Source organism: Nocardiopsis sp. NPDC049922, from assembly GCF_040660275.1.
In the GTDB taxonomy this organism is placed as follows: Bacteria; Actinomycetota; Actinomycetes; order Streptosporangiales; family Streptosporangiaceae; genus Nocardiopsis.
Map to the genome: position 1 here is coordinate 50848 of NZ_JBFAME010000005.1, position 24875 is coordinate 75722.

At 71.7% G+C, this 24875-nt stretch carries 26 protein-coding genes and 1 tRNA gene; 1 reads left to right on the forward strand and 26 read right to left on the reverse strand.

The annotated features are described in order from the left end of the window. Positions 1 to 106: 106 nt before the first annotated feature. The 8 genes from rpmE to AB0I72_RS11305 all read right to left on the reverse strand — a co-directional run bounded on the left by rpmE (position 107) and on the right by AB0I72_RS11305 (position 9643). Complete coding sequence (gene rpmE / locus AB0I72_RS11270) at positions 107 to 316, reverse strand: 50S ribosomal protein L31 (RefSeq protein WP_075927055.1); 210 nt, start codon at positions 314 to 316, stop codon at positions 107 to 109. Between the two features lie 285 nt (positions 317 to 601). After that, positions 602 to 2593, reverse strand: a complete 1992-nt coding sequence (gene rho / locus AB0I72_RS11275) for a transcription termination factor Rho (RefSeq protein ID WP_358565816.1) — start codon at positions 2591 to 2593, stop codon at positions 602 to 604. A gap of 440 nt (positions 2594 to 3033) precedes the next feature. Continuing rightward, on the reverse strand, positions 3034 to 3972 hold the full coding sequence (gene thrB / locus AB0I72_RS11280; protein WP_358566646.1) for a homoserine kinase: 939 nt from the start codon (positions 3970 to 3972) through the stop codon (positions 3034 to 3036). A gap of 60 nt (positions 3973 to 4032) precedes the next feature. Further along, the gene (gene thrC / locus AB0I72_RS11285; protein WP_358566649.1) at positions 4033 to 5091 is read right to left on the reverse strand and encodes a threonine synthase; all 1059 of its coding nucleotides are present in this window, start codon (positions 5089 to 5091) and stop codon (positions 4033 to 4035) included. A gap of 237 nt (positions 5092 to 5328) precedes the next feature. Beyond that, the gene (locus tag AB0I72_RS11290) at positions 5329 to 6615 is read right to left on the reverse strand and encodes a homoserine dehydrogenase (RefSeq protein WP_358565819.1); all 1287 of its coding nucleotides are present in this window, start codon (positions 6613 to 6615) and stop codon (positions 5329 to 5331) included. 65 nt (positions 6616 to 6680) lie between these two features. Beyond that, positions 6681 to 8066, reverse strand: coding sequence for a diaminopimelate decarboxylase (lysA, locus tag AB0I72_RS11295; protein ID WP_358565822.1), 1386 nt, complete (start codon positions 8064 to 8066; stop codon positions 6681 to 6683). 117 nt (positions 8067 to 8183) lie between these two features. Further along, positions 8184 to 9260 (reverse strand): DALR anticodon-binding domain-containing protein, encoded by a 1077-nt coding sequence (locus tag AB0I72_RS11300; RefSeq protein ID WP_358565825.1) that lies wholly within the window; start codon positions 9258 to 9260, stop codon positions 8184 to 8186. Next, positions 9257 to 9643, reverse strand: a complete 387-nt coding sequence (locus AB0I72_RS11305; protein WP_358565828.1) for a response regulator — start codon at positions 9641 to 9643, stop codon at positions 9257 to 9259. Before AB0I72_RS11305 ends, AB0I72_RS11300 begins: the two co-directional genes overlap by 4 nt. A 129-nt stretch (positions 9644 to 9772) precedes the next feature. On the opposite strand from AB0I72_RS11305, the gene AB0I72_RS11310 reads away from it, so the two are divergent. After that, positions 9773 to 9844: transfer RNA gene (locus AB0I72_RS11310), tRNA-Arg, on the forward strand. A gap of 230 nt (positions 9845 to 10074) precedes the next feature. On the opposite strand, the gene AB0I72_RS11315 is transcribed toward AB0I72_RS11310, so the two are convergent. The 18 genes from AB0I72_RS11315 to AB0I72_RS11400 form a co-directional block, all read right to left on the reverse strand. Next, entirely contained in the window at positions 10075 to 11475 is a 1401-nt protein-coding gene (locus AB0I72_RS11315) for a tyrosine-type recombinase/integrase (RefSeq protein WP_358565831.1), read from the reverse strand. Then, positions 11475 to 11681: a helix-turn-helix domain-containing protein gene (locus tag AB0I72_RS11320; protein ID WP_358565833.1), complete on the reverse strand. Its 207-nt coding sequence runs from the start codon at positions 11679 to 11681 to the stop codon at positions 11475 to 11477. The genes AB0I72_RS11315 and AB0I72_RS11320 overlap by 1 nt, the downstream gene beginning before the upstream one ends. Continuing rightward, positions 11678 to 11863, reverse strand: a complete 186-nt coding sequence (locus AB0I72_RS11325; protein ID WP_358565835.1) for a hypothetical protein — start codon at positions 11861 to 11863, stop codon at positions 11678 to 11680. The genes AB0I72_RS11320 and AB0I72_RS11325 overlap by 4 nt, the downstream gene beginning before the upstream one ends. A 106-nt stretch (positions 11864 to 11969) precedes the next feature. Beyond that, positions 11970 to 13772, reverse strand: a complete 1803-nt coding sequence (locus AB0I72_RS11330; RefSeq protein ID WP_358565838.1) for an ATP-binding protein — start codon at positions 13770 to 13772, stop codon at positions 11970 to 11972. Further along, positions 13773 to 14762 (reverse strand): bifunctional DNA primase/polymerase, encoded by a 990-nt coding sequence (locus AB0I72_RS11335; RefSeq protein WP_358565841.1) that lies wholly within the window; start codon positions 14760 to 14762, stop codon positions 13773 to 13775. It abuts the gene before it with no gap. Between the two features lie 95 nt (positions 14763 to 14857). After that, the gene (locus AB0I72_RS11340; protein ID WP_358565844.1) at positions 14858 to 15559 is read right to left on the reverse strand and encodes an exonuclease domain-containing protein; all 702 of its coding nucleotides are present in this window, start codon (positions 15557 to 15559) and stop codon (positions 14858 to 14860) included. Positions 15560 to 15656: 97 nt separating this feature from the next. Further along, a complete protein-coding gene (locus AB0I72_RS11345) occupies positions 15657 to 16106 on the reverse strand; it encodes a hypothetical protein (RefSeq protein ID WP_358565847.1) in 450 nt (149 codons plus the stop codon). 148 nt (positions 16107 to 16254) lie between these two features. Next, entirely contained in the window at positions 16255 to 16521 is a 267-nt protein-coding gene (locus AB0I72_RS11350) for a hypothetical protein (RefSeq protein ID WP_358565850.1), read from the reverse strand. A gap of 14 nt (positions 16522 to 16535) precedes the next feature. Further along, entirely contained in the window at positions 16536 to 17720 is a 1185-nt protein-coding gene (gene dnaN / locus AB0I72_RS11355; RefSeq protein WP_358565853.1) for a DNA polymerase III subunit beta, read from the reverse strand. Positions 17721 to 17809: 89 nt separating this feature from the next. Next, complete coding sequence (locus tag AB0I72_RS11360) at positions 17810 to 18112, reverse strand: WhiB family transcriptional regulator (RefSeq protein WP_358565856.1); 303 nt, start codon at positions 18110 to 18112, stop codon at positions 17810 to 17812. After that, positions 18112 to 18546, reverse strand: coding sequence for an SsgA family sporulation/cell division regulator (locus AB0I72_RS11365; protein WP_358565859.1), 435 nt, complete (start codon positions 18544 to 18546; stop codon positions 18112 to 18114). The genes AB0I72_RS11360 and AB0I72_RS11365 overlap by 1 nt, the downstream gene beginning before the upstream one ends. A gap of 82 nt (positions 18547 to 18628) precedes the next feature. Then, positions 18629 to 18874, reverse strand: a complete 246-nt coding sequence (locus tag AB0I72_RS11370) for a hypothetical protein (RefSeq protein ID WP_358565861.1) — start codon at positions 18872 to 18874, stop codon at positions 18629 to 18631. A 126-nt stretch (positions 18875 to 19000) separates the two neighbouring features. Beyond that, positions 19001 to 19189, reverse strand: a complete 189-nt coding sequence (locus AB0I72_RS11375; RefSeq protein WP_358565864.1) for a hypothetical protein — start codon at positions 19187 to 19189, stop codon at positions 19001 to 19003. A 201-nt stretch (positions 19190 to 19390) separates the two neighbouring features. Beyond that, on the reverse strand, positions 19391 to 21574 hold the full coding sequence (locus tag AB0I72_RS11380) for a hypothetical protein (protein ID WP_358565867.1): 2184 nt from the start codon (positions 21572 to 21574) through the stop codon (positions 19391 to 19393). An 89-nt stretch (positions 21575 to 21663) separates the two neighbouring features. Further along, the gene (locus AB0I72_RS11385) at positions 21664 to 23355 is read right to left on the reverse strand and encodes a hypothetical protein (protein ID WP_358565870.1); all 1692 of its coding nucleotides are present in this window, start codon (positions 23353 to 23355) and stop codon (positions 21664 to 21666) included. 13 nt (positions 23356 to 23368) lie between these two features. Continuing rightward, positions 23369 to 23557, reverse strand: coding sequence for a hypothetical protein (locus tag AB0I72_RS11390; RefSeq protein ID WP_358565873.1), 189 nt, complete (start codon positions 23555 to 23557; stop codon positions 23369 to 23371). 84 nt (positions 23558 to 23641) lie between these two features. Next, on the reverse strand, positions 23642 to 24274 hold the full coding sequence (locus AB0I72_RS11395; protein WP_358565875.1) for a hypothetical protein: 633 nt from the start codon (positions 24272 to 24274) through the stop codon (positions 23642 to 23644). Between the two features lie 34 nt (positions 24275 to 24308). After that, positions 24309 to 24704 (reverse strand): RRQRL motif-containing zinc-binding protein, encoded by a 396-nt coding sequence (locus tag AB0I72_RS11400; RefSeq protein WP_358565878.1) that lies wholly within the window; start codon positions 24702 to 24704, stop codon positions 24309 to 24311. Between the last annotated feature and the right edge of the window lie 171 nt (positions 24705 to 24875).

The window sequence follows — 24875 nt, forward strand, 5'->3', positions numbered from 1 at the left end:
CACTATTAACCGGGGGGTCTTTTTTTTTATCTGGTGTGTACCTCCGACGTCCCCCGCCGGGGGCCCCCCCCGCCGGCGGCCGGCCGCCACGGGAGCGCGGGCGGCGCTACTTGCGCTTGCCGAAGCGCTTCTCGAAGCGGGCGACCCGGCCACCGGTGTCGAGGATCTTCTGCTTGCCGGTGTAGAACGGGTGGCACGCGGAGCACACGTCGGCGCGCAGCTTGCCCTCGGTGATGGTGCTGCGGGTGACGAAGCTGTTCCCGCAGGTGCAGGTCACCTCGGTCGGCACGTATTCGGGGTGGATGTCGGCCTTCATGCGCTCTCCATTGCTAGGGCGACCGCCGGACGCATGCCAGCCGCACCACCCGTGGAGGTGGCGCGATCGTGGTGGGTCATGCGCGAACCGGTGTCGCGTAGATCCAGGTGGTCGGGTGGCGGGCCCCTCGCGGAGGGGCGGGCCGGTCCCGTCTACCAGTCTGCCAGACCCTCAACGCTACCGGGACCAGTGTTGATTCCCGACCTTCGGGACCTGGGCGGGTGCGACGTACGCCGGGCGGCCCCCTCCCGCACGGGAGGGGGCCGCCGTGGGTCGGACCGACGTCTAGCGCTCGGGGCCGACGGTGGTCTGCTGCACCTGCATCAGGAACTCGGCGTTGCTCTTGGACTCGCGCATCTTCTCCAGCAGCAGCTCGATGGCCTGCTGGGTGTCGAGCGCGTGCAGCACCCGGCGGAGCTTCCAGACGACGTTCAGCTCCTCGCGCGACATCAGGATCTCCTCCTTACGGGTGCTGGAGGCGTCCACGTCGACGGCCGGGAAGATCCGCTTGTCGGCCAGGCCGCGGTTGAGCTTGAGCTCCATGTTGCCGGTGCCCTTGAACTCCTCGAAGATCACCTCGTCGGCGCGCGAACCGGTCTCCACCAGCGCGGTCGCCAGGATGGTGAGCGAGCCGCCGCCCTCGATGTTGCGGGCGGCGCCGAAGAAGCGCTTGGGCGGGTACAGGGCCGTGGAGTCCACACCGCCGGACATGATGCGCCCGCTGGCCGGGGCGGCCAGGTTGTAGGCGCGGCCCAGGCGGGTGATGGAGTCCAGCAGGACGACGACGTCCATGCCCATCTCCACGAGCCGCTTGGCCCGCTCGATGGCCAGGTCGGCGACGACCGTGTGGTCCTCGGCCGGACGGTCGAAGGTCGAGTGGATGACCTCGCCCTTGACCGTGCGCTGCATGTCGGTGACTTCCTCGGGCCGTTCGTCGACGAGGATCACCATGAGGTAGCACTCGGGGTTGTTCTCGGTGATGGCGTTGGCGATCGCCTGCATCACCATCGTCTTACCGGCCTTGGGCGGCGAGACGATGAGCCCGCGCTGCCCCTTGCCGATGGGGGCGACGAGGTCGATGATGCGGGTGGTGAGAACGCCCGGCTCGGTCTCCAGACGCAGGCGCTCCTGCGGGTAGAGCGGAACGAGCTTGGAGAACTCCTGGCGGCCCTTGGCCTGGTCGGGGGACATCCCGTTGACCGAGTCCAGGCGCACCAGGGCGTTGAACTTCTCGCGGCGCTCGCCGTCGCGCGGCTGGCGGACGGCGCCGATGATGTGGTCGCCCTTGCGCAGGCCGTGCTTGCGCACCTGGGCCAGGGAGACGTAGACGTCGCTCTGCCCGGGCAGGTAACCCGTGGTCCGGACGAACGCGTAGTTGTCCAGGATGTCGAGGATGCCCGCGACCGGCAGCAGGACGTCGTCGTCGCCGATCACCGGCTCCTGCTCCTGGCCGCCGCCACCGCGCCCGCGGCGGTCCCGGCGGTCCCTGCGGCGACCCCGCCGACGGCCACCGCCGCCGAAGTCCTCGTCGTCACCGCCACCGCCGCGGCCCTGGCTCTGGCCGCCGCCGCCCTGCTGCTGGGCGCCGGTGTTGGTCTGGTCGTCACCACCGCGGTTGCGGTTGCGGCGGTTGCGCTGGCGCTCACGACCCTGCCCGGACGCACGGTCCTCGTAGGTGTCGGAGCCGTTCTTCTGGGGGGTGCTGGATGTCTTGGTCACGCTGCTCGCGGAGGTAGTGGAGTCGGTGCCGTCCGCCGATCGGGGCTGGTCACCGGACTCGTCACCGCGCCTGCGGGACGAACGTCGGCTGCGGGACGGCTTCTCGCCCCGCCCACCCTGGGAGTCGGCCACGGCCTGGCCCGACGACCGCTCGCCCGCACCCGTCCGTGCGGAGTCGCCGTTGTCCGACGTCGCGGAGGTCGTGGTCGCGGCTGGGCCGTCGGTTGACTCGACCTTACCGGCCGTGGGCTCCGTCTCGGCCTTCTTCGCCGATTTGGCCTTCGCCGGGGCGGCTACGGGACCGCCCTGCTTGGCCTCGATCGCGGCGATGACGTCGCTCTTGCGCATGCGCCCCGCACCGGTGATGCCCATGCTCGACGCGAGCTTTTGCAGCTCGGGGAGCTTCTGGGCGGCGAGCCCGGTCCCGCGCGAGGTCGCTCGGGACCGCGACGACGCCGACGCTCCGGTGGGCGCGGCGCCGGCCTCCGCTCCGGAGGCGTCGGTGGTGGCTTTGCTGTTGACCGCCGCGTCCGTGTGGAGTTCGGTGGTGTCGCTCACTAAGGGTCCTTCCCAAGGAGCGGGCCTCGGCCGTCAGCGGGTGCTGGAGCGGCCGGCCCGGTGGTGCTATCCGGCAGGGGCCGGGTAGGGCTTGCCCCACGTGGATGCTGGAAACCGGCGATGACGGTCCCCTACCCAATCGCGGCGGGCTCTGGGTACAGCCAGACGTCGGGGCGGATGGCTCGGTGGTGATGCCCGTCAGCCGTGGTGACACGCTCATCCGAGGAAGAGGTGCTGACTTTGGTGACGTGGGCACAGTCGCGGGGAAACCGCAGACTCGACACGTTGGCCGCCGCCTCCGAACGGTCGTGAGACCGGACCGCCGGAGTATGGGTCGCGGAAGCCGCTGTGGCGGATGAACACTCGCCCCGCAACGGGGCATCTGGTGCTTCACCTAGCCTAACATCACCAGAGGCCACGGCTATTCCTCAACACAGGTACTACGGATGGGGAGATGGGGTCCGCACCCCCGCCGGCTCGACGCGCAGGGGGCGTATGTCCCAATCATTACCCGCCCGCCGAGTGATCGAATCAATCTGGTGGGCGATTTCCGGCGAATCCACGCGCGCCTCGCCCTCCGCCACGGCGCACAGAACGAGCACCGTCGGCCCCGCCCCGGAGACCACGGCGGGCAACCCCTCGTGTTCGCGCAGGTCACCGATGAGTTCGAGGGTGCGCGGCATCGCCGGCGCCCGGTAGGACTCGTGTAGCCGGTCCTCGGTGGCCGCGTACAGAGTTCCCGGGTGGCCACAAACGGCCGCCGTCATCAGCGCGGAGCGGCCCGCGTTGAAGGCCGCGTCCGCGTGCGACACGCGCTCCGGGAGCAGGCCGCGCGCGCGTTCGGTGGACAGCCGCCACGAGGGGACGCACAGGATCGGCAGGATCCGGGCGTCGGGCGCGAGGGAGACCGCGCCCCACCGGCCCGCGTCCCGGTAGGCGATCGTGTAGCCGCCGTAGACACAGGGGGCCACGTTGTCCGGGTGGCCCTCGATGTCCGCGGCGACCTGGTAGATCCAGTCCCGGTCCGGGCCCCCGTCCGGACCGGTCCGGCCCAGCAGCGCCGCCGCGGCCGCGACGCCCCCGACGATCGCCGACGAGGACGACCCGAGGCCCCGCGCGTGCGGGACCTCGTTGACGCACGTCAGGTCGATGCCGGGCAGCTTCTCCCCGTCACGCTCGAAGGCCTCGCGCATGGAGCGCACCACGAGGTGGCGCTCGTCGAGGGGCACCTCGTCGGCCCCCTCCCCGACGGCCTCGACGTTGATCCGGTCGTCGTCGCGCACGGCGGCGTCGAACCGGTTGTACAGCCGCACGGCGAGGCCGAGGGCGTCGAAGCCCGGGCCGAGGTTGGCGCTGGTGGCCGGCGCGTGGACGGTCACGCGCGCGGGGCGCGATGGGGTGGTCATCGTGGGTTCCTTCTGAGGGGCGCCCCGAGGCGCTCAGACGAGCCCGAGGGCTTCGGCGGCGGCGCGGGCGTCGACCGGGACGGTGGTGGCGGAGGCGGCTCCGGCCAGGGCCCAGTCCGGGTCCTTGAGCCCGTTGCCGGTGACGGTGCAGACCACGCGGCTGCCGCGCGGCACACGTCCGGCCTGGGCGGCCTTGAGCAGCCCGGCGACGCTGGCGGCGGAGGCGAGTTCGACGAACACGCCCTCCTCGGCGGCGAGGAGCTTGTAGGCCGCCATGATCTCGCGGTCGGTCACCTTGTCGATGAGGCCGCCGGACTCGTCCCGGGCCTGCTCGGCCAGCTTCCAGGAGGCGGGGTTGCCGATGCGGATCGCGGTGGCGATGGTGCTCGGGCTGGTGACGGGCGCGCCGTCGACGATCGGGGCCGCTCCGCTGGCCTGGAAGCCGAACATGCGCGGATTCCGGGTGGAGATCCCGTCCTTGGCGTACTCGGTGTAGCCCATCCAGTAGGCGCTGATGTTGCCCGCGTTTCCGACGGGGATGCAGTGGATGTCGGGCGCGTCGCCGAGGGCGTCGACGATCTCGAAGGCCGCGGTCTTCTGCCCCTGGAGTCGGTAGGGGTTGACCGAGTTCACCAGCGCGACCGGGTAGTCGACGCTGAGCTTGCGGGCGAGTTCGAGGCAGTCGTCGAAGTTGCCGTCCACCTGGAGCAGCCGGGCGCCGTGGACGAGCGCCTGGGCGAGCTTGCCCATGGCGATCTTGCCCTGGGGCACGAGCACGGCGCACGTCATGCCCGCGCGGATGGCGTACGCCGCGGCGCTCGCGCTGGTGTTGCCGGTGGAGGCGCAGATCACGGCCTTGGCGCCGTCCTCGGCGGCCTTGGTGATGGCCATGGTCATACCGCGGTCCTTGAAGGACCCGGTGGGGTTGAGGCCCTCGACCTTGAGGTGGACCTCGCAGCCCGTCAACTCGGACACGCGCGTCGCCGGGAGCAGGGGCGTGCCGCCCTCCTGAAGGGTGACGACGGGGGTGTTCTCGTTGACGGGGAGGCGGTCGCGGTACTCCTCGACGACCCCTCGCCACGCCCGTGCCATGCTCACGACTGTTCCCTCTCGGGTGGATGCGGCTTCGCTTGACGCGCAGATGGACTCGGCGGGGCGGTCGCCGTCCCGGTGCCGCCGCCACCAGCTACGAGTCTATGGCCCCACCGGGACTATCTCGAATCGCGGTCGCTCGTCCCACTATCCGGACAGCGGGTACGGCGCGGCGGCCCCGGGGGTGTGAGGTCCCCGGAGCCGCGCCCCTCGCCGTTCGCGCGGGTCGGCGCACGGTCAGTCGGAGAAGGTCTCCACGCGCATCACGCTGGCCACCTCGCGGACCAGCTCGTGTCCGCGCAGACGCTCCACGGTGCTGCTCAGCGCGGAGTCCGGGGCCGGGTGGCTGACCAGGACGAGCTGCGCGTCCTCCCCGCTGCCCTCCTGGCGCACGTTCTTGATCGACACGCCGTGGTCGGCGAAGACCTCGGCGACCTTCGACAGCACGCCCGGCCGGTCCGCCACGTCCAGCGACACGTGGTAGCTGGTGATGGTGTGGCCCATGTCATGCACGGGGAGCCCGGTGTCGTGCGCCCCCTCGGCCACGTGGGTGCGGGCGAGACGGTTGCGCGCGACGGCCACCACGTCGCCGAGGACGGCGCTGGCCGTGGGGGTGCCCCCGGCGCCCGCGCCGTAGAACATCAGCCGACCGGCGGACTCGGCCTCGACGAACACCGCGTTGTAGGCCTCCTTGACGCTGGCCAGGGGGTGCTCGACGGGCAGCATCACCGGGTGGACGCGCACGCCCACGGACGCGCCGTCCTCCGAACGCTGGCAGATCGCCAGGAGTTTGACGACGCAGCCCATGGCGCGGGCGCTGGCGATGTCGGCGGCCGACACCGCCGTGATCCCCTCGCGGTGGACGTCGGCGGCGGTGACCCGCTGGGTGTGGAAGGCCAGGCGGGCCAGGATGGCGGCCTTGGCGGCGGCGTCGAAGCCCTCGACGTCGGCGGTGGGGTCGGCCTCGGCGTAGCCCAGGGCCTGGGCCTCCTCCAGGGACTCGGTGAACCCGGCGCCCAGGGAGTCCATGCGGTCGAGGATGTAGTTCGTCGTGCCGTTGACGATGCCGAGCACCCGGTTGACGCGGTCCCCCGCGAGGGAGTCGCGCAGCGGGCGCAGCAGCGGGATGGCCCCGGCCACCGCGGCCTCGTAGTACAGGTCCACCCCGGCGTCGCGGGCGGCCGCGTGCAGCGTCTGGCCGTCCTCCGCCAGCAGCGCCTTGTTGGCCGTCACCACGGACTTGCCCGTCTTGATCGCGGCGAGGATGAGTGAGCGGGCCGGTTCGATCCCGCCGATCACCTCCACGACGATGTCGATGTCGGGCCGGGTGACCAGGCCCGTGGCGTCGGTGGTCAGCAGTGACGGGTCGACACCGCGATCCCTGTCCAGCCGGCGCACCGCGATGCCGCCGACCTCGATCGGCGTGCCGACACGCGCGGCCAGCTCGTTGGACTGCTCCTCGATCAGGCGGACGACTTCCGCGCCCACAACGCCGCATCCGAGCAGCGCCACCTTCATCGCCATTTGGGCGTGACTCCCACTTCTCTCGTGTCCTACCGTCGCGCGGCCGCGCCGCGTCGGCGGCCGGTTCAGCCTACGTCGAGGCGGAGGAGGTCCTCCTCGGTCTCTCTGCGCACGATGACCCGTGCCCGCCCGTCCCGGACCGCGACCATGGCGGGGCGGGGCAGGTGGTTGTAGTTGCTCGCCATGGAGTAGCAGTAGGCGCCGGTGGCGGCGACCGCCACCAGGTCGCCCGGCCTGAGGTCGGCGGGCAGGTAGAGGTCGTGCACGATGATGTCGCCGCTCTCGCAGTGCTTGCCGACCAGGCGGGAGAGCATGGGTTCGGCGTCGCTCTCCCGGGACACCAGCTGGCTGGTGTACTCCGAGCCGTACAGGGCGGTGCGGATGTTGTCGCTCATGCCGCCGTCGACGCTGACGTAGGTGCGGATGCCCTCGACGTCCTTGACGGTGCCGACCTCGTAGACGGTGATCCCGGCGGGACCGGCGATGGCACGGCCCGGCTCGACCGCGATGCGCGGCACGGGCAGCCCGGCCTCCTCGCACTCGCGGCGGACGATGGCGGTGAGGCTCTCGGCGATGCTCTTGGGGTCGAGCGGGTCGTCGCCGGAGGTGTAGGCGATGCCGAGGCCGCCGCCGAGGTCGAGTTCGGCGAGCGTGACCCCCAGATCCTCGTGAATCCCGGTGAGGAAGCGGGTGACGCGGCGGGCCGCGACCTCGAACCCGGAGGTGTCGAAGATCTGCGAGCCGATGTGCGAGTGCAGCCCGACCAGGTCCAGGTGCGGCGCGTCGAGCACGCGGCGGACCGCCTCGGCGGCGGCGCCGGTGCTCAGGGCGAACCCGAACTTCTGGTCGTCGTGCGCGGTGGCGACGAATTCGTGGGTGTGGGCCTCGACGCCCGTGGTGACGCGGATGAGGACCTTGGGGTGGCGGTCCAGCTCGGCGGCCACGGACTCCAGGCGCTCGATCTCGTCGAGGGAGTCGATGATGATCCGGCCGACCTCGGCCTCGACCGCCCGGCGCAGCTCGGCCGTGGACTTGTTGTTGCCGTGCATGCCCACCCGCTCGGGCGGCACGCCCGCCGCGAGGGCGACGGCGAGTTCGCCTCCGGAGCAGACGTCGAGCTTGAGGCCCTCCTCGACCACCCAGCGCGCGACGGCCTTGGTCAGCAGGGCCTTGCCCGCGTAGTAGACGTCGGCGTCGGTGAAGGCGTTGCGGTAGTCGCGGGCGCGGCCACGGAAGTCCTCCTCGTCCATGACGAAGAGCGGGGTGCCGTGGGTCTCGGCGAGTTCGCGCACACCGACGCCGCCGACGGCGACCTCGCCGTCCGCGCGACGGGCGGTGGCGGGCCACACCCGGGGGTCGAGGCCGTTGAGGTCCTCGGGCGGCAGCGGCGGGTTGTCCTCCGGCAGGATCTCCGCGTGGCGTGATCCGGCGGGGTGGGCGTAGCGGCTCATGATGGGCTTTCGACTGGGATGCGGCTGTGCTGGCGGCGGAGGCCCCTCCTCCTATTGTCCACTTACCCGGTAGGGACACAGGAGTTGGGTCGGCCCGTCGGGTGGGGCGCGGGATGTCTACAGCCTTGTGGGCGCCGACACCCCGAGCAGGAAGAGCCCGGTGCGCAGGACCCCGGCGACGGCGGCTGGCAGCGCCGGGTCCACGGCGGCCCCCTCCACCCCCTCGGGGTCGGCGGTGGGGCACGTTCGCCACTCATCGTAGGCACTGGCCAGTGCCTCCAGGTATCTGACCAGGATATGGGGTTCCTCTCGGCGCGCCGCCGTGTCGACGGCGCTGGTGCCGTCGAAGAGGAGTCCGCGCACCCTGGCGGTGTGGCGGGGGCAGGGAACGGGTGCGGTCTCCCCCTCCCCCATCCAGCGCACGCGGCTGACCGCGTGGGCGTGGGCGTAGCGCAGGCGGAAGGCGGGATTGGCGTCGGTGAGGCGGACCCAGGCGCCGGGATACTCGGCGGAGGGCAGGACGGGCAGGTCGCGGCCGGTGGTCTCGGCCTCGCGGGGGTGCTCGGGGATCGATCGGCAGAACGCGACGCGCGCGCTGGCCTCGCCCACCGTGCCGAGGACGCGCGCGGCGGGGGTGACCGGCTCCCCGCGCTCGCCGTCCAGGTAGGGGTCGCGCCAGGAGACCTCGGCGTCGCCGGGGCCCGGTGGAGGAGACGGCTCCCCGATCGCGATGGACAGGCGCCGCCGGGCGTCGGCGCGGGCCAGGCGCCGGGCCTGGGCCACGGGACCGGCCTCGTGCAGCGGGGTGGTCGGCCACTCCCCCGAGCCGTCCCAGGCGCGGCCGGTGAGCAGGCGGGGGCCGTCGGCCGCCGCGGCCAGGAGGTCCCGGTGCTGCGCGTCCGTGAAGGTGACGTTGACGAAGCCGCGCGCGTCGTCGGCCGCGTGGGCGTAGTCGAGCAGGCCCTCGTCGCGCATGAGGGCCAGCTCGGCGACGACGCGCCCGGACACGGTCAGCGGTCGGGAACTCCTGCCCGCGACCATCCGGACGAGCCGGGGCGGGAGCGCACTCGCGGCGTCGGCGCCCTCCTCGGCGTGGTCGTTGCGGGGCCACACGAGGGGGACGTCGTCGGGGGCCAGGTCGTAGGCGCGGACGGCGGCCCGGCGGAGCGCGGCCTCCAGGGTCCGGGGGGTCACACGGGCTCCCCGTCGACGAGGGCGCGGACGACGTCGACCAGCTCGTCGGGGTCGAAGGGCTTGGTGACGTAGGCGTCGACCCCGATCCGCTCCCCGCGCCGACGGTCGTCGCCCTGGGCACGCGCGGTGACCAGGACGAGCTTGCAGTCCCGCGTGCGGTCGTCCGCGCGCAGGGACTCGGCCGCCGCCCAGCCGTCCAGGCGGGGCATCATGACGTCGAGCGTGACGACGTGCGGGGCGATGTGCCCGGCGCGTTCGAGACAGTCCTGGCCGTCGACCGCGGTGAAGACCTCGAACCCCTCCAGTTCGAGGTTCAGGCGGATCAGTTCCCGGATCACCTCGTCGTCCTCGACGACGAGAACCCGTGCGGGTAGGGCGTTCACGGGCGCGACACTACCGCCGCGGGGTGACGGGACACCACTGGATTGGCGGGATCGCCACGGCTCGGAGGGGCGCGGTCAATCGAGTGGACGAACCGCACGGAGCCCCTGCTACAGTTGTTCACGCAGCGCGCCCCCTTAGCTCAGGGGATAGAGCAACGGCCTCCGGAGCCGTGTGCGCAGGTTCGAATCCTGCAGGGGGCACATCGGGCTGACTAGCGAAGACGCCACGTTGACCAGGGCAAACATCGGTCAGGTGGCGTCTCTTCGTTTGTCAGGTCACGTCACTGTGCGCCACGTTCACCGAGCTTCTGTGGACCACTCATGGACCGCCGTGGACCACTGGTGGACCGGGCATAAACGACAAAAAGGGCGGAGACCCCGAAACCACTCGGAGTCTCCGCCCTTAGCGCCTCACTGGCGTGTGATCTGCGTCACCCATGGTCGCCCATGCGGTCGATCCACACCTCATCCATCTGTGTCCAGACCTGCGCGTAGACGCGTTGCAGCACCTCAACGCTGTTTCCGGCCCACTTGGCCACCTGGGTGGCCGGGACGCCGTGGTTGAGCCGGTAGGTGATTCCGGCGTGCCGAAGGTCGTAGGGACGCTTCAGCAGCAGCCCCTCCTGTTCCTCCGTGGTGAGCGCCAGCTTGCGCGTGTTGTCCCAGACCCGCCAGTAGGTGGAGGGCTGGATCGGGTTGCCCTTCTCGCTGCGGAACAGCCGCCCGTCGGGCCCGGTTCCGTAGCGCTGGATGTGCTCGCGGAGCATGGCCACCAGCGTCGGCGGAATCGGCACGGTCCGTGATGGCTTCTTGCCTCGCCCCTTCCCCTTCTTCCTGCCCTTCAGGCCCCGTTCCTCGTGTGTGGTCCCGGAGTCCGTCCACTTCTTGCCGGGGGCCGGGCTGCTGTCGGCGAACGTGAGCTTGCCCCACCCCTCGGTGGGCAGCTCGCAGCCGGACCTTCGGAGGTTGGCGACCTCCTGGGGGCGCATCATCGCGTAGTACATGCAGCCGAACCAGGCAGCGAACCGCGGCCCCTGGCGCCGACCGACGTAGCTCACCACGGTCAGCACCTGCCGGACCTTCGCCGGGTTGCCGATCGACCGGGGGTCGACCTCTTCCTCGGGCTTCGGGGGCAGCCAGTCCGTGGGCAGGTCCTTCTTCCGGAGCGGGTTCTCCGAGAGGCGCTCCCGCAGCACGGCGTAGCTGAGCGCGGCGGAGAACCCTCTCCTCCGACGACTGAAGTAGTCGGCGGCGGCCTCACTCCCGTCCAGCAGGCGACCGCACGCACGCATGGCGGCCCCCAGGTTCCTGGAGTCCACGACCTCGCTGACCGGGATGGACGCCTTCTCCAACCAGGCGAACACCGTCTCGACATGGGAGGGCGGCTTGGGGAACCGCCACTCCCCCGCCCCGTCGCGTTCCATCCGGAAGGCCCAGTCGCGGAGCGCCTGGCGAAGGGCGTCCCGACCAGGTGCCCCCGAGACGTCGCTCACCAGGACAGGCGTGACGGCGATCAGCGCCTCCATCGTGCTGACCCGGGTGTTCCCCGCCATGCCGGGCCAGCGCTCGGCCACGTACTCACGGGCGTGCGCGAACCACGAGACGTCGCGGAGCTCCCGCAGCTTGGTCTGGGGGAGACCGGTCGCGACGTCGAACATCTCCCCCTTCCGAGCGGCCTCCCGCAGCTCCGACATCCAGTTCTCGGCGAGTTCGGAGGTCAGGAAGGAGCGGGGGTGGACCTTCTCCTCGGTGCGCCACCGCGCCTGGTAGGGGCGGGCTCCCCTGGGCCGCTGTCTGACCTTGTAGAACTGCACGTCGTAGGTCATCGGCATCAGGCGTTGCCCTCTTCCAGCCAGGCGTCGAGCCAACTCCGGCGGATGCGGATCTCGCCGCGCCTGCCACCCATGCGCTTCATCTTCGGCGTCTCCCCCAGGCGCACCATCCGGTCCCAGGTGCTGCGGGAGATCCGGAGTTCCTCGCAGACCTCCCGCACGGTGAGGAAGGAGTTCGGGCGCTCGGTCTTGGTTCCCGTGCTCATTCGGGGGTGACCTCCAGGTAGACGCGGACGTGGTCGGGGTTGTGGCGGCTCGGGTAGGGGCGGGAGGGGTCGGCGGACGGCAGCGCGGCGGTGATCGCGTCCACGACCTGGCCGACGATCTCGGGCGGGCCGATCACCCGGACCTTGGCCAGGTCCAGGCGGCGCTTGCTGCGATCGGGCATGCTGGCAGTACCTCTTTCCTTCGGGTTGGGGTGCGGCCCCGGCCGGGCTTGGGAGAGCGGCGCCGGGGCCGTTTCGTGTGGGTCGTGGTCTGGTCCCGCTCACTCCTCAGGAAGGGTGCGCGGGTCGCGGGTTGTGACCGGCCCGGGTGTGGCAGTCGGCGCACACGTAGGGGTGGTCGGTGGGCTCGAAGCGGCGGAAGTCGCGCGAGCACGTCAGGCACGGGCCGTGTTCCACGGGTTCGCGGCCGTCGGGATCGACGTCATTAGAGAGTGCGGAGAAGTCAGCCTCCGCAACTCCGCCAGTCTCCGTGAGAGTGCGTGACCTGGTGTTTCGCGCGGAGTCTGGGGCGGAGGCTGCGGAGGCTGCGTGGTGGTCCGCAGCCTCCGCACGGTGGTCCGGGCGGTCCGCAGACGAACCATCCCGGTCCGCTCGCTGGTCCGGATGGTCCGGGTGTGGTCCGTGCAGGACCAGCGTGTAGAGCTGACGCCGGTGCCGGTCCGCCGAGCGGCCGGCCTTGTCGAACTCGATCCCGACCGACCGCAGCACCGGGGCGTCGCGCTTGAGTTGGCCGGAGGCGCGGGTGGCGTCGATCGGCCAGGACTTCGGCCGCGGTTCGGGTACGGCGATCTGCTCCAGGAGCTGGCTCATGGAACCGGTCCAGGAGCCGCGCCGTTCGACGAAGTCAGCGACCGCGGTCGCGAACGGTTTGGCGTCCATCAGGTCGGCGGTGCTGACCTGGGAGTCGGCCTGGTAGGTGTCCAGGGTGTCCCACCCCATGACCGTGTCCAGGGCCCCCAGAACGCGGGCGAAGTCCGCCATCCGGGGAAGCTCGGCCAGGTGCGTGTTCGGCAGCTCGGCCAGGACCCGGGACAGCAGGTCGAACAGGGCGGCCCGGATCTGGGGGGCGGCCTGGTCGAAGGCCTCCCTGATCTCGGCCTCGGGACGCCGCTGGTCCCGTTTGATCGGCAGGAACTCGGCGGTGAGCATGCGCTCGGACAGGTCGCTCGCCAGGGCGCCGGTGTCGATGGAGGTGAGCGCGATCAGGCGGCGGAAGGACACGACGTTGACGTCGTCGTCGGAGTACAGGGCCCGATCGACCAGCGAGTCGCCGGTGACGGCCTTGCACAGGGTGTCCGACAGCCACATCGGGATCGCGGACACGTTGTCCAGGCACACCGCCCAGCTCGCACCGGCCACGGTCGCCCAGGTCTTGATGTCCTTGGGCAGCGAGCGGAGCGGGGCCTGGGAGCGGTCGATGAGGTTGACCAGCATCGCCAGCGCGGTGGACTTGCCGCTGCCCTGTTCGCCCTTGCCGGCCAGGATCGGGTGGGGGATGTCGGGCATCATCCCGGCGACCAGCCACCCGACGATCAGCCGGAAGGTGGGCTCGTCCACGTTGAGCAACCCGCGCAGGGCGGCCAGACCCTGATCGGTGTGCCCGGCCGGGCCGGGGTCGGACATCGGTTGGGTGAGCTTCGTGCGGCGGAACAGCACCGGGCTGCGCTCGGCGACGTGCCAGCCGCCGGGGCCGACGATCACGCACCGCCCGTCGGGGGTGCCCAGGTCGATGACGACCTGGCGGGACCCGTCGGCGTCGCGGTGCGGGGCCAGCCTCAGGTGGAGGGGCTGGGGGTCCTGTTCCATGGCGCGTCCTTCCAGAACGCTGATGGCGTCGGTGAGCGCGGACTGGGACGGCACGGAGTGGTGCTCGGCGTAGTACCGGCGGGCGAGTTGGACCCGCAGGCCGTCCTTGCGCAGGAGCGGGAACGCGACGCGGGGACCGCCCCGACGCACGGCGTAGGTCTTGCCGTCGGCTCCGGCCACGACGTCGACCGACCGATCGGCCAGCTGGACCAACAAGGTCGCCTGCGAGGGCTTCTTCTCCTTGTCGTCGCTGTTCCCGCTCATCTAGACGGTGTCCTTCCTGGTCAGGAGTGTGGGTCGCCGGGTGCGGCGCGGTTCGCGCAGGCCCTTGGCCAGCCCGGAGCGGATGGTGGCGGTGATCTCGCGGGCCGGGTTCGGGTCCCCGGCGGCGTTGGCCTGAAGGGCGGCGTTGTACAGCGCCGACTCGATCCACCCGGTCTCCAGCAGCCCTTCGCGGGCGAACTGGCCCAGCGAGACGGCGGCGATGTACAGGTTCTGGTTGCGGGTCCCGGGTGTGGCCTGCCGAACCCTGGCTAGCTCTCCGGTGACCGCGGCCCGCACGTAGGCGGCCCGACGCCGGTCCTCACGGCCGGTGGTCGGGCGCTCCTGGCGCGGGGGCCCTGGGGCCGGAGCCGAGGGTGTGGTGGGCTCACTCCGGGGATCGGGCCTGCGCAGCAGGCGCCATATCCACTCCGGCAGCGGCGCCGGAGCCTCCCGGTTGAGCGCCTCGTAGCCACCGGTGCCGTCGGGTTCGTCGACCACGGATCCGGGGCCGACGACGTAGCCGCCGTGGGCGCGGGTGTCGATCAGCCAGCCCAGGCCCGATCCCTGGTCCCCGGAGGTGTTGCCGAGGCGGGGCCCGTCGGGGTGGGTGAAGTACAGGTGGAAGCCGCCCCGGCGGGTGCGGACCAGGAAAGTGTCCAGCGGCAGGGGCTGTCCGGCGCGTTGGGCCAGGGCGGCCAGGACGTCCCTGCCGTCGGTGATGTAGGGCAGGTCCCAGGCCGGGGGCGGGGACTGGTCGGGTTTGGGGACGTCGAGGTCGACCACGACCAGGTTCGCGGGGCCGGTGGCGATGCCGTAGTTGGCCTTCGGCCACCGCTTCCACCAGGCGCGGATCTGATCGGGGTCGGTGCTCGCCTGCTTCTCCCAGTCGCGGACCTTGGGCGGCTTCTTGCTCTTGGGGGTGAGGGGGAAGACGGGCCAGCCGCGGCGAGCGGCGGCCAGCGCGTAGTCCACGGGCGCGAACGTGCCCATCACGCTCCTTCCAAAGTGGTGTCAGTAAGGGAGAAGGGGCCGGACCGCCACGGTTGTGACGTTCCGGCCCCTTCGGGTCCGATGGGGGTGTGTGCTCAGGGCCCGGGGGCCAGCGGCCAGGAGCCGTCCACGACCGCGTCGGGGTCCTTGCGGCGCAGGTAGGCCTGGAACGAGGCGGACTGCTCCGCCTTCCACGCCACCTGAGCGGTGTGCAGGTCGTCGATACCCGTTTCGGCGAGTTCGGGGTGGGTGGCTGCGAGCTTCCACGCCAGCCTCGCGGCCGCGAGGGCGTCGGCGGCGGCCCCGTGCGCCTGGTCGGACTCCAACGGGACGCCGTGGTGGGCGCACACGTCGATGAGCTTGCGGCCACCGCGCCGGAACCGGTCGACGTGCTTGTCCAGCACCAGTGGGTCCAGGACCCGCAGCAGGCCGTCGAAGCGCACCCCGCAACCATGCCGTTCCAGCTCGGCCGAGAGCATCCCGAGGTCGTAGGGGGCGTTGTAGATCACCACCGGGAGGCCGTCCACGGCCGTCTTCTCCAGGGCGGCGCCGATCTCGGGCACCGCCTCGGCGGCGGGGCGGCCGTGCTGGCGGGCGTGGTCGGTGGTGATGCCGTGGATGTCGGCGGCGGCCTGGGGGATCTCGATGCCGGGGTCGATCAGCCAGGTGGTGACGTCCTTGGTGCGGTGGGTGGGGTCGATGCGCCACAGAGCGGCGGTGACGATCCGGTCGGAGGCCATGTCCAGGCCGGTGGACTCGATGTCGAACGCGGCCATGGGTTGGGTGTGCCAGGTCATGCGGACCCTTCTGAAATCGGGGTTGTGGTGTGGGATGTGCCCGCCCCCGGGGCGTCGCATCCGGGGCGGGCTGCTGGTTCTGGTCGGGCGGTGTGGCTCAGGTGTCGGATGTGAGCCAGTCGGGGAGCTGGCGGGGCTTGAGGTCGACGGTGACGCGGTCTTCGACCTGGGCGGCGGTGACCAGGGCGGTGGCCACGGCGGCGGTGTTGGTCGCGTCCAATCCGAGGAGCGCGTCGCGCAGGTCGACCGGGTGGCCGGCACCGATCGACGCGGCGACGGCCAGGACCGCCACCTCGGAGGAAGAGGCGGGCAGACCGCCCTCCCACCCCTCCAGGTAGCGGATGACCCTTTCCCAGTCGATGATGGCCACGGGCGTGTCGGGGTCGATCAGCTCCTCGGTCGGGACGATGTCCACGCACCGGGTGAGGAAGTCGGCCCGGCTCAGCCACGCGCCGTGGGTGATGAGAAGTTCGACCGCAGCCCGGTCGGCGGCGAACCCGTCGGCCCAGGCGCGCAGGCCCTCGATCAGGGTGGGCTGGATGGTCATACTGGAGGTGCCTCTCTATGAGGAGACGGCCCCACCTTCGCTTGCAGGCACTGGGTGGGGCCGTCGTCGTGTGCGGACCGGACGGTCCCCCCACCCACCAGCCGCCGGGGGGCTGGTGAGCAGGGCGAGCGCCCGGGAGCGCGTCGGGTCAGGGGGTCGGGTCGAACAGGGACTGGTGGGTGGCGGCGATGTCCAACTCGCGGCGGATGATGTGGCCGTGCTCGGGGCACATCACCCGGTCACGGGGCCCACGGACCCACGGGGTGCCCTCGTCGTCGGTGAGCAGCCCCTCGGGCACCCGGTCCAGGTCCGGGCTGTCGATCAGGAGCGGAACGTCGTCCTCGGTGTCCATCACCAGACGGATGCACCCAGGGGCGTCGCAGTAGATCCGGTAACGAATGGTCGGCTCGAACACAGGGCGCCTCCCTTTCAGGCCGCGCGGGCGGCGCCCAGACGGATCGGCATGATCAGGTGCTCGTAGGCGTCGCCGCCGAGGTCGGGGGTGCACAGGACCGGACGCTCGGTCTCGGCGATCGCCAACCGCACGCGTTCGGCGCGAGCTCCGGTGACAGCGTCCAGGAGCAGACCGGGGTTGAACGCGATGGGCAGGCCGGGGCCGTCGACCGTGGCGGGCACGTCCTCGCTGCCCTCCTCGCCGTCGACGCCGGCGCGCACCACCAGGCCCTCCTCTTCGATGGTGATGCGGATCGGTGTGCTGTCGGCGGCGAACAGCCTCACCCGGCCGATCGCGGCCGCGAGCTCGGCGGTCTCCACGGTCACCGTCACCTGGGCGTCGGAGCGGGTTCGCTCCAGGAAGGGGGCCGTAGCCGGGAAGTCACCGTCGAGCAGTCGGGTGGACAGTCGGCGGGTGGCGTCGGACAGGCTGAACTGGTCCACCCGGCCCTGCTGGCCGGTCTCGATACCGAGGGTGACCGTGCCGGTCATGGCCTTGGCGGCCTGGGACAGGGTGACGGCCGGAACCAGCAGCGTGGGGGCCTCAGCATTCTCGTCCTGGTCGTGGTCGAGGGTGGGCTCCCACGCCACTCGCTGTTGGGCGACGCGGTACCGGTCGGTGGCGGTCAGCACGATCCCGGTCTCGGTCAGGGTGGTGCGCACCCCGGTGAGCATCGGCAGGGTGGGGTCGGTGCTGGCGGCCACCACGACCTGGTCCACAGCGGCCGACAACTCCGCGGCGTCGGTCTGCCCCACCGCCGTCGGCGGTTCGGGCGGGGCGGGGTAGTCCTCGGCTGGCAGGGTGCGCAGCGTGCACCGGGTGGGGCCGCAGTCGATGCGCGCCTGGTCGGGGGCGATGGTGATCGTGACCATGCGCGAGGGAGGGAGCTTGGTGAGCAGTCCGGCCAGCAGCCGCCCGGGCAGCACGGTCATGCCTTCCCCGGTGGTGTCGGTGTCGAGGTCGGCGCTGGCCCACACCTCGTAGTCAGTACCACTCACGCGCACCCGGTCGGCGGTGGCCTCCAGGCGGAGCCCGGTCAGGACGGGGATGGCGGGCCGGGTGGGCAGCATGCGGGCGATCCAGCCGATCTGCTCGGCCAGGTGGGCGGCCGAGGCGGTGAGCGTGATCGTGGTCGTCGTCTCGGGAGCGGTCGTGGTCATCTCGTTCCTTCTGGTTCGGGGTGGTAGGAAGAAGGGGAAGGGCACCCGCCGCACAGGCCGTGGCGGGTGCCCTTCGTCGTGCTCGGTGGTCAGGCCGCGTTCGCCGCCTTGGCGGCCGCGCGGCGGGCACCGCGCATCCGGCGGCGCTGGCTGGTGGTGGTGCCCGCCCACACCCCGGTCAGGGGTCGGCGGGAGGACAGCGCGGTCTCCAGGCACTGCGCGGAGACGGGGCAGCGGGCGCACACCTCGCGCAGCTGGGTGACGACGGCCGCTCCTTCGTGGTCGGGGTGCCAGTCGTCGGGGCGCCCGATGCGGGCGCACAGGGCCCGGCGGGTCCAGTCGGGGGTGAGCGGGGTCGTGGTCCGCCATCCGGCGGTGCTGATGACACCCATCACTCACCCCCGGGGGCGGTGCCGGTGAGCAGCCGTTCGACGGCGGTGTCGACGTCCATCTGTTCGGTTCCGGCCGGCACCAGCGTGTAGGTGTGGCGGAGGAAGTCGGCGAGGTCGTCGCGGCGGGCCAGGAAACGGGACCAGCGGCCGTCGTGGCTGTCGAGCAGCTCGACCGAGACCAGGCGGGGCAGGGGCACCCACACCTGCACGCGGACGTCGCCGTCCCCGGCCCAGGAGGTGATCCCCTCGGTGAGCAGGTCGCGGCTGATCGTCCACGCCACGACGAAGTCGGGTTCGTCGACGTCCAGGAGGAACGTGATCTGGATGGCGTAGGGGTCGGAGGGGTCGTAGGACAGTTCCAGGTCGTGGACGACCTGGGTGCCGTCGGCGTGGTGGCACAACCACTGGGCGGGGTGGCGGATCGTGGAAGCCATCGGGGGGTACTCCTTCATCCTTGACGGGGTGGCCGACGGCCCGCCCCGGATCCTTGGGCGGCCAGGGGGCGGGCCGGTGGTGTCAGAGTCGGATGGAGCCGTGCAGGTCGCCGCTGGTCTGGATGATCAGGCCGCCGGTCGTGTCGCCCGTGACGGTGTTGACGACCGTTCGGGGCCGGGGTGCAGGGCGGGAGAACAGCAGCGCCACCTGCGTCGGGTCGTCGACGTCGACGTCGACCAGGGCGTGACCGAGGGCGTCGGTGATCGGGGTGTCATCCGCGGTCCCGTTGAGGAACTGGCGAAGGTCGCCGACCGTCATGGGGTCCATACGTGCTCCTTCAGGGTGGGTCGTGGTCCGTCCGGCAGTCGTGCCGGGGCGGCCCATGTATGTGAACCGGGTGATCCCTCTGCCCACCCCGCACGCGGCGCGGAGGGGGCAGAGCCATCACCCGGGTCAGCCGAGGACGGCGTTCGCGACGGCCAAGCCGACGACGATTCCGGCCAGCCCGCCGATGACGGGAACGGGGCCGGCGGGGATGTCCCCCACTCGGGCGGCCTCCAGGTAGTCGGCCACCGCCACGGCCACCAGGAGCGCGAGAGTGAGGCCTCCGGTGGTGAGTGTGCGGGGCCAGTCGATGTCCATACGGTCACTCTCTGTCGATAGGTCAAGGGTGGGTGTCCCAGGTCGACCGGATGGTGTCCCCACCGCGCGCGAACCCTGTCCGGGTCGGGGTGTGCGGGGTGGGGACGCTGGCGCGTCCCAGCCTGGGACGCTGTTGGGACGTCCCAGGAGCGTCCCCGGCCTGGGACGGTGAGTACGTCCCAGGTGGGACACCCCAAGGAGTCACAGAGCGTCGTGAACCTCGGGGGGTACCTGGACGTCTCCGAGTTCGATTCCGGCGGCCACCCGATCCAGATCCGAGCGCAGGAACCCGCGCTTCTTCGGGGAGTCGGACCCCGAGTGCATCCGGAACGGCGAGGGGGCCGGGGGGATGCCGAGCAACCCCAGCAGTTCCCGAACGCGTTCTCCGGGCAGCCGGGTGGTCTCCTCCAACACGGAGTAGTGCACACCCTTGTCGGTGGACTGCTCCAGGGCCACCGCCAGGAGCCGGGGCACCTGACGACCGACCGGGGTGAGCCCCTTCAACCCACGCACGATCTCGGCGAACCCGTCGTCGGACTCCTTGGCCGCTCGCATCCGGCGGTTGCGGTCCTCCAGCTCCTCCCGCTTGGCGCGGGCCCGTTCGGCCGCCCCACCCAGGTCTAGGTCCTCCAGTTTCGTGCGCGGCCGCTCGACAGCGGTGTCGATGGTCGGCGTGGGCCTGGGCGGTGCCGTGGTCGTGGTGGGGGGTTTGGTGCCCAGCCACCCGGCCGCGGCCGCCCGGTCCCATCGGTGCCGGTAGGTGTCGCGGGCGACGTTGACCGTGACCTCGTCCAGGACCGGGCGGCGCTCGTCGGTCTCGATCGCGGCCCGCTTGGAGTCGTCTGGTTTGACCAGCAGGCCCTTGAAGATCCGGGGAGCGAGTGAGGGGTCGGGCTGGACCAGCCCGTACCCGGCCTCGGGCATCTCCTCTGCCTTGGGCAACCCGCGGCTGTACCCGTACATGTGGTTCAACTCCGAGTTCTCGTTGACCCGCATGGCGGTACGGATCCCCGACTGCACCAACAGCGGTTTGGGCATTTGCTCCCCGGCGTTGGACACCGCCCGCAGCGCGCAGGTGATCTGCCTGATCGACGCGCCCCGGGACCGGTTGGACAGCTCCACGAGCTTGTTCTTGATGCTGCGGGGCAGGTCGGCGGTCTCGTCGATGACCAGCTCGATGTGTGGCACCGCGGCCGAGCTGGGGACCTTGTCGTCGTTGACCTGTCCCATCAGCTCGGTGTATCCGGAGGAACGGACCGCGATGGCGTCCAGAAGGAAGTCGAGCAGTAGGGCTGCTTCCTTGGGGGTGGTGGCCACCCAGTCGATCGCGGGCTTGGCGGTCTTGCCCTCCAGCCACGGTTCCAAGAACGGGCGGAACGCCTTACCGCCGTTGAAGTCGATGCCCATGACCACGGTGTCCGTGCATCGCAGCAGCTGGCGCAGGATCAACGACAGGTGCGCCGACTTGCCCGACCCCGTGGCGCCGATCAGCGTCATGGTCTTCCACTTCAGTGGCAGCCTCACGTAGGAGCCGTCGCGGTGCATCCCCACCGGTAGAGGGTCGTAGATGGACAGAGGCGAGAAGTCGTCCCCGGCCGGGATGTCGCCCTCCAGGGCGTCAACCGTGCTGACCAGGAGCAGAACCCGGCGCCGCGACCCGTGCGAGGTGACCTCGATCCCGCACGCGTCGGGCAGGTCGGCGTCGGCGGCCAGTTCCTCGGCCTTGCTGCGGATGGTCTTCCAGGAGCTCGTGCCTTGGGGTAGCTCCAGCACGATCGACATGCCGGTCTGGCGTTTGGCGTCGGGCTGGTCGGGGTCGGGCATCATCCACTCGGCGATGTCGGTCACCCTCACTCCCGGGCGCGGGATACGGCAGATCCGGTTGACCCTGGCTTCCCATTCTCCGGCTAGGCCCCGGCGCTGCTTGATGCGGTCCTCGGTGGCGGTCCGGTCCTCGGCGGCGATCTCGAAGGAGCGGCTGGCGGGCGCCAGGACAGCGGCGGCGAGGGTGCCCACCGCCAGCGCGGCCGACACGGTGACGTCCCACGGCCCACCGGAGGCCAGCGCCCAAGAGCACCAGCCGGTGTAACCGATCCAGCGGGCGGGCCGGTACAGGCACGGCAGCCACGGCGCCCGCGCCGTGGCCGACCGGGTGAACGCGGCGGTCGCGCCGACTGCGCCCGCGGCGAGCGGCCACAGCGGCGCGAGGGCGACCTCCGGCAGGGATCCGACCGAGGCCACCGCCAAGGCGGCGGAGGCGGCGTTGACGGCCCCGAGGAACGGGCCCTGCTGGTGGGACCACCGTCGGCGGCGTTCCTCCAGCTCCTTCTTCGACTTCCTCTTCTTCCTCGTGCTTGTGCTCTTGGCGGCGGTCGCGGTCGCCATCTCGTCTCCTTCACAAGGGGTGCGGCAACAGTTGGGGGCGGAGCCGCTGCGGCTCCGCCCCGGAAGGGTTGGTACTGGTCACAGGGTGGTTAGTCCTGCTGGGAGACGTCCCACTTGTGCTCGCCCACGCGCGGGTTCTCCAACCGCTCCAGCTCGACCTCGTGGGCGGCGCGGAACAGGCCCGGCATCTCCTCGGCGACCTCCGCGCTGCCGCGTGCGGCGTCCTCGATCGCGGAGAAGAACTCCAGCACCTCGGGGGCGAGCGGCTGCTCGTCCTCGGCGGTGGCGCCCATCTCCTTCACACCGTCAGCGACGGCCTGGAGGGTGGCCCCCAGCTCCTTGAGTCCCTGCTCGTAGGCGAGCATCCCGACCTCGGACCCGCCCAGGGCGGACAGGGCGGCCTTGAGTTCTTCGGCGGCGTCACGGACGCGCTGTACCTCGGGTGCCAATGCTTCTCCTTCGTTTCCTGCGGTGAGTGCCAGGAGGGTCCTCCCGGCGATGGTGAGCGGCCCGTCCTCCCCCGGGGTGGGGGCGGCGGTGCCGATGATGCGCCCCACCAGCGGGCGGGGCTGAGACTTCTTGGGCCCGGCGCCCAGGGCGCCGATGGCGGCCGCGGCGATACCGAGCTGCCAGCCGCGCAACGGCCCGTACCGGGGGTCGGAGGCTCGGCCGATCAGGGTCGACCACAGCCCCCTCCACCAGTCCGTCAGGCCTCGCCCCCACCCGCGCAACCGCAGCGCCCACGTGCGGCGCTTGAGGTAGGAGGCCAGCCGGTCGGAGTGGCGGCGCACCCGGGTGCGGGTCCACCGCCAACCGAACCGGGCACGAGCCCGAACCTTGCGGGTGCGCGGGTGCTGCCACCCGGACCGGATCCGGCGACGCCACCGGCCACGGCTGCGACCTCGGCCCTGGCTGGTGGACATGGGCGGGTCGATGATCGACGTCGACCGGCCCCGGCCCCGCGCGCGGCGGGCGGTGCGTCCGGCGGCCCCGCCGAACACCCCACCCCAGCCGGTCCCGGATCGGCGTCCGGAAGCCGATCGTGAGGCCGGGCCACCGAACAGGCCACCCCGGGAGGCCCCAGCGCGGCGCCCGGCCGAGCTCCGCGCGGACCCACCAGGGCCGAACAGTCCTCCGGTGGCCCCGCGACGGCCCCCTGCGGCCCGGGGGCCGGTCAGCCCACCGCCACCGGGGCGGGAGCCAACGCGCCCGGCCGGGGAGGACCCCTGATGGCCCGCGCTGGTTCCGGCGCGGCCACGACCCGTCAGACCGCCGGAGGCGGCGCGGTGACGGCCCGCCACCACACCCCGCCCAGCCCCAGCGCGACCACCAGCTCCGGCCGCGCGTGCGGTGCCACGCCGGGCCGCACGGCCAGCCAACCCACCAGCGCCAGCGCTGGAGCCGAAGAAACGGCCCCGGCCCTGGGCGGCGCGTCCCCCCACGGCACGCCCGGCCTGGGCGGCGGTGCGGCGCTGCTGGGAGCGCCGCATCCCGTAGGCGACCCCGGCGACCGTCGCGACCCCGGCTGCGACGACCAGCCCGGCCGCTCCGGTCGCGGCGTAGATCCCCGACCCGGCGGTGGCCAGCGTGGACGCGCCGGTCTCCAACAACGGCGGCAACGGCGGCGGACCACCGTTGTCGACCTGACCCTGGTCCTGGTTCTCCTCGGCGACCGAGGCGGGCTGGTCGTCGACCGGCGGCGCGGCGGCTTCGTCGTCGGAGGGCAGCGGCTGGGCGTCGGGCACCTCCGCAACGTCCGCCTCGTGGGTGTCCGTAGACATGCGTCCCTCCAGATCAGAGCAAGTTGTTCAGGGTCGGGGTGATCGCGGTCGCGAACCGACCGAGGGCGTCAGCGCCCTCGCCGATCAGGCCGAACGCGCCGTTGATCAGGCCCGCGACGGACTCGGGGGCGCGGAAGAACCACAGAACGAAGATCAACAGCAGACACAGGGGGATGAGGCGGGCGAAGAAACCACGGATCATGACGACTCCTCAACGAGATGGAGGGCGAGGTGGGGCTGAGCGCAAGCAGTTGCGTGCCCGAACCGAGAGCAGACCAGGCATGTCCTAGCCAGTGGGGGCAGACGGTCGGGGCACGGAGGTCAGCGGGGTCTGGAGCACGTCCAGGACCCGCTCGGGGTCGTGGTCGGTCTTGAGGGCGTCGAAGGCCGCGGTGACCCGGGCCTGGAGGGCGTCCGCGAGCTGGTGGACGTACTCGCCGTAGAAGCTGCCCGCGTGGCGGTTGCCCTCGGCGCGCAAAAGGATCCGCATCAGGACGACGTTGAACAGCGCCGCGTCCACGAGCCCCTGGTTCTCCAGGTGAGGACGGGTCAGAGGCAGCGGATCGGCGAGCAGCTTCTCCACAGCCGTCCGGGCGGCCTCGGCCTGGTCCGCGCGGGCTCGCTCACCAGCCACCTTCAACTCCATGACCTCGATGCGCTTGCTGGCCGCGTTGAGCTCGGCCTGGAGGAACGCGACCACCTCGCGCTCCGCAGTGAGCTCCTTCTCGGCCTCGTTGTGGGCCTGGGCGGAGTCGGTCAGGGCGCTGTCCAGGCGATCGGCGTGCGTCCGCGTCTGGGTGAGCTCGGCTTCGACCTCCATGCGGGTGTCACGCTCTCGGACGTAGTGGGTGTAGTGGGTGGCGGCGTGGGCCTCGCAGCCGCCGTGCAACCACCGGTAGACGGTCTCGCTGACGGACATACGGTCTCTCCTCACAGGTCAGGGGCCGCGGTGTTCAGGCGACCGCCAGGTGGGTGTGGGCGGCGCACCCGAGCCCGGGCGGACAGGTGCGGCCCAACGACGTGGGCAGGCAGAAGTCGTGCACCTCACCGCAGTCGCGGCAGGTGCACCGGGCCAGGTAGGCCCGGGCGAGCGCCCGCTCGCGGGCGGGGGTCATCGGTCGCACCGGCCGGGCCAGGTGGACCCAGTACAGGTAGGCGACGCGCACGCCGTCGCGGGACCCTCCGCAGCCGGAGGCCCACATCAGCTGAGCGACCGGCTCCTGACCGCCGGGCCTCAGGTCCAAGGCTCGGAGTTGGGTGCGGGTGGCAAGCCCGGCCGGGGCCAGGTTCTTGGGGTAGGTCGGCAACCCGTAGCGAGTGCCGTCGGGGTCGTAGAAGCGGGCGGCCATCTCACCTCCAGGCGGTGAAGCGGGGGCCGCCACCCGCTGGTGGCGGCCCGTGATGGTTGGGGTGGCTCCGGGCGGGGCCCGAACTGGTGGTGAGAACGGGGCGATCAGGTCCTCCTTCTGGCAGAGGTGGGCGGATGGGCATGGGTCGCTCGCAGACGGCTCGCAGGCGCT

Coding starts and splice junctions, on each gene's coding strand:
- rpmE (WP_075927055.1), bottom strand. CDS start 316: ATGAAGGCCGACATCCACCCCGAATACGTGCCGACCGAGGTGACCTGC.
- thrC (WP_358566649.1), bottom strand. CDS start 5,091: ATGGCACGGGCGTGGCGAGGGGTCGTCGAGGAGTACCGCGACCGCCTC.
- AB0I72_RS11290 (WP_358565819.1), bottom strand. CDS start 6,615: ATGGCGATGAAGGTGGCGCTGCTCGGATGCGGCGTTGTGGGCGCGGAA.
- lysA (WP_358565822.1), bottom strand. CDS start 8,066: ATGAGCCGCTACGCCCACCCCGCCGGATCACGCCACGCGGAGATCCTG.
- AB0I72_RS11315 (WP_358565831.1), bottom strand. CDS start 11,475: ATGCCGATGACCTACGACGTGCAGTTCTACAAGGTCAGACAGCGGCCC.
- AB0I72_RS11320 (WP_358565833.1), bottom strand. CDS start 11,681: ATGAGCACGGGAACCAAGACCGAGCGCCCGAACTCCTTCCTCACCGTG.
- AB0I72_RS11325 (WP_358565835.1), bottom strand. CDS start 11,863: ATGCCCGATCGCAGCAAGCGCCGCCTGGACCTGGCCAAGGTCCGGGTG.
- AB0I72_RS11330 (WP_358565838.1), bottom strand. CDS start 13,772: ATGAGCGGGAACAGCGACGACAAGGAGAAGAAGCCCTCGCAGGCGACC.
- AB0I72_RS11335 (WP_358565841.1), bottom strand. CDS start 14,762: ATGGGCACGTTCGCGCCCGTGGACTACGCGCTGGCCGCCGCTCGCCGC.
- AB0I72_RS11340 (WP_358565844.1), bottom strand. CDS start 15,559: ATGACCTGGCACACCCAACCCATGGCCGCGTTCGACATCGAGTCCACC.
- AB0I72_RS11345 (WP_358565847.1), bottom strand. CDS start 16,106: ATGACCATCCAGCCCACCCTGATCGAGGGCCTGCGCGCCTGGGCCGAC.
- dnaN (WP_358565853.1), bottom strand. CDS start 17,720: ATGACCACGACCGCTCCCGAGACGACGACCACGATCACGCTCACCGCC.
- AB0I72_RS11360 (WP_358565856.1), bottom strand. CDS start 18,112: ATGGGTGTCATCAGCACCGCCGGATGGCGGACCACGACCCCGCTCACC.
- AB0I72_RS11365 (WP_358565859.1), bottom strand. CDS start 18,546: ATGGCTTCCACGATCCGCCACCCCGCCCAGTGGTTGTGCCACCACGCC.
- AB0I72_RS11370 (WP_358565861.1), bottom strand. CDS start 18,874: ATGGACCCCATGACGGTCGGCGACCTTCGCCAGTTCCTCAACGGGACC.
- AB0I72_RS11375 (WP_358565864.1), bottom strand. CDS start 19,189: ATGGACATCGACTGGCCCCGCACACTCACCACCGGAGGCCTCACTCTC.
- AB0I72_RS11380 (WP_358565867.1), bottom strand. CDS start 21,574: ATGGCGACCGCGACCGCCGCCAAGAGCACAAGCACGAGGAAGAAGAGG.
- AB0I72_RS11385 (WP_358565870.1), bottom strand. CDS start 23,355: ATGTCTACGGACACCCACGAGGCGGACGTTGCGGAGGTGCCCGACGCC.
- AB0I72_RS11390 (WP_358565873.1), bottom strand. CDS start 23,557: ATGATCCGTGGTTTCTTCGCCCGCCTCATCCCCCTGTGTCTGCTGTTG.
- AB0I72_RS11395 (WP_358565875.1), bottom strand. CDS start 24,274: ATGTCCGTCAGCGAGACCGTCTACCGGTGGTTGCACGGCGGCTGCGAG.
- AB0I72_RS11400 (WP_358565878.1), bottom strand. CDS start 24,704: ATGGCCGCCCGCTTCTACGACCCCGACGGCACTCGCTACGGGTTGCCG.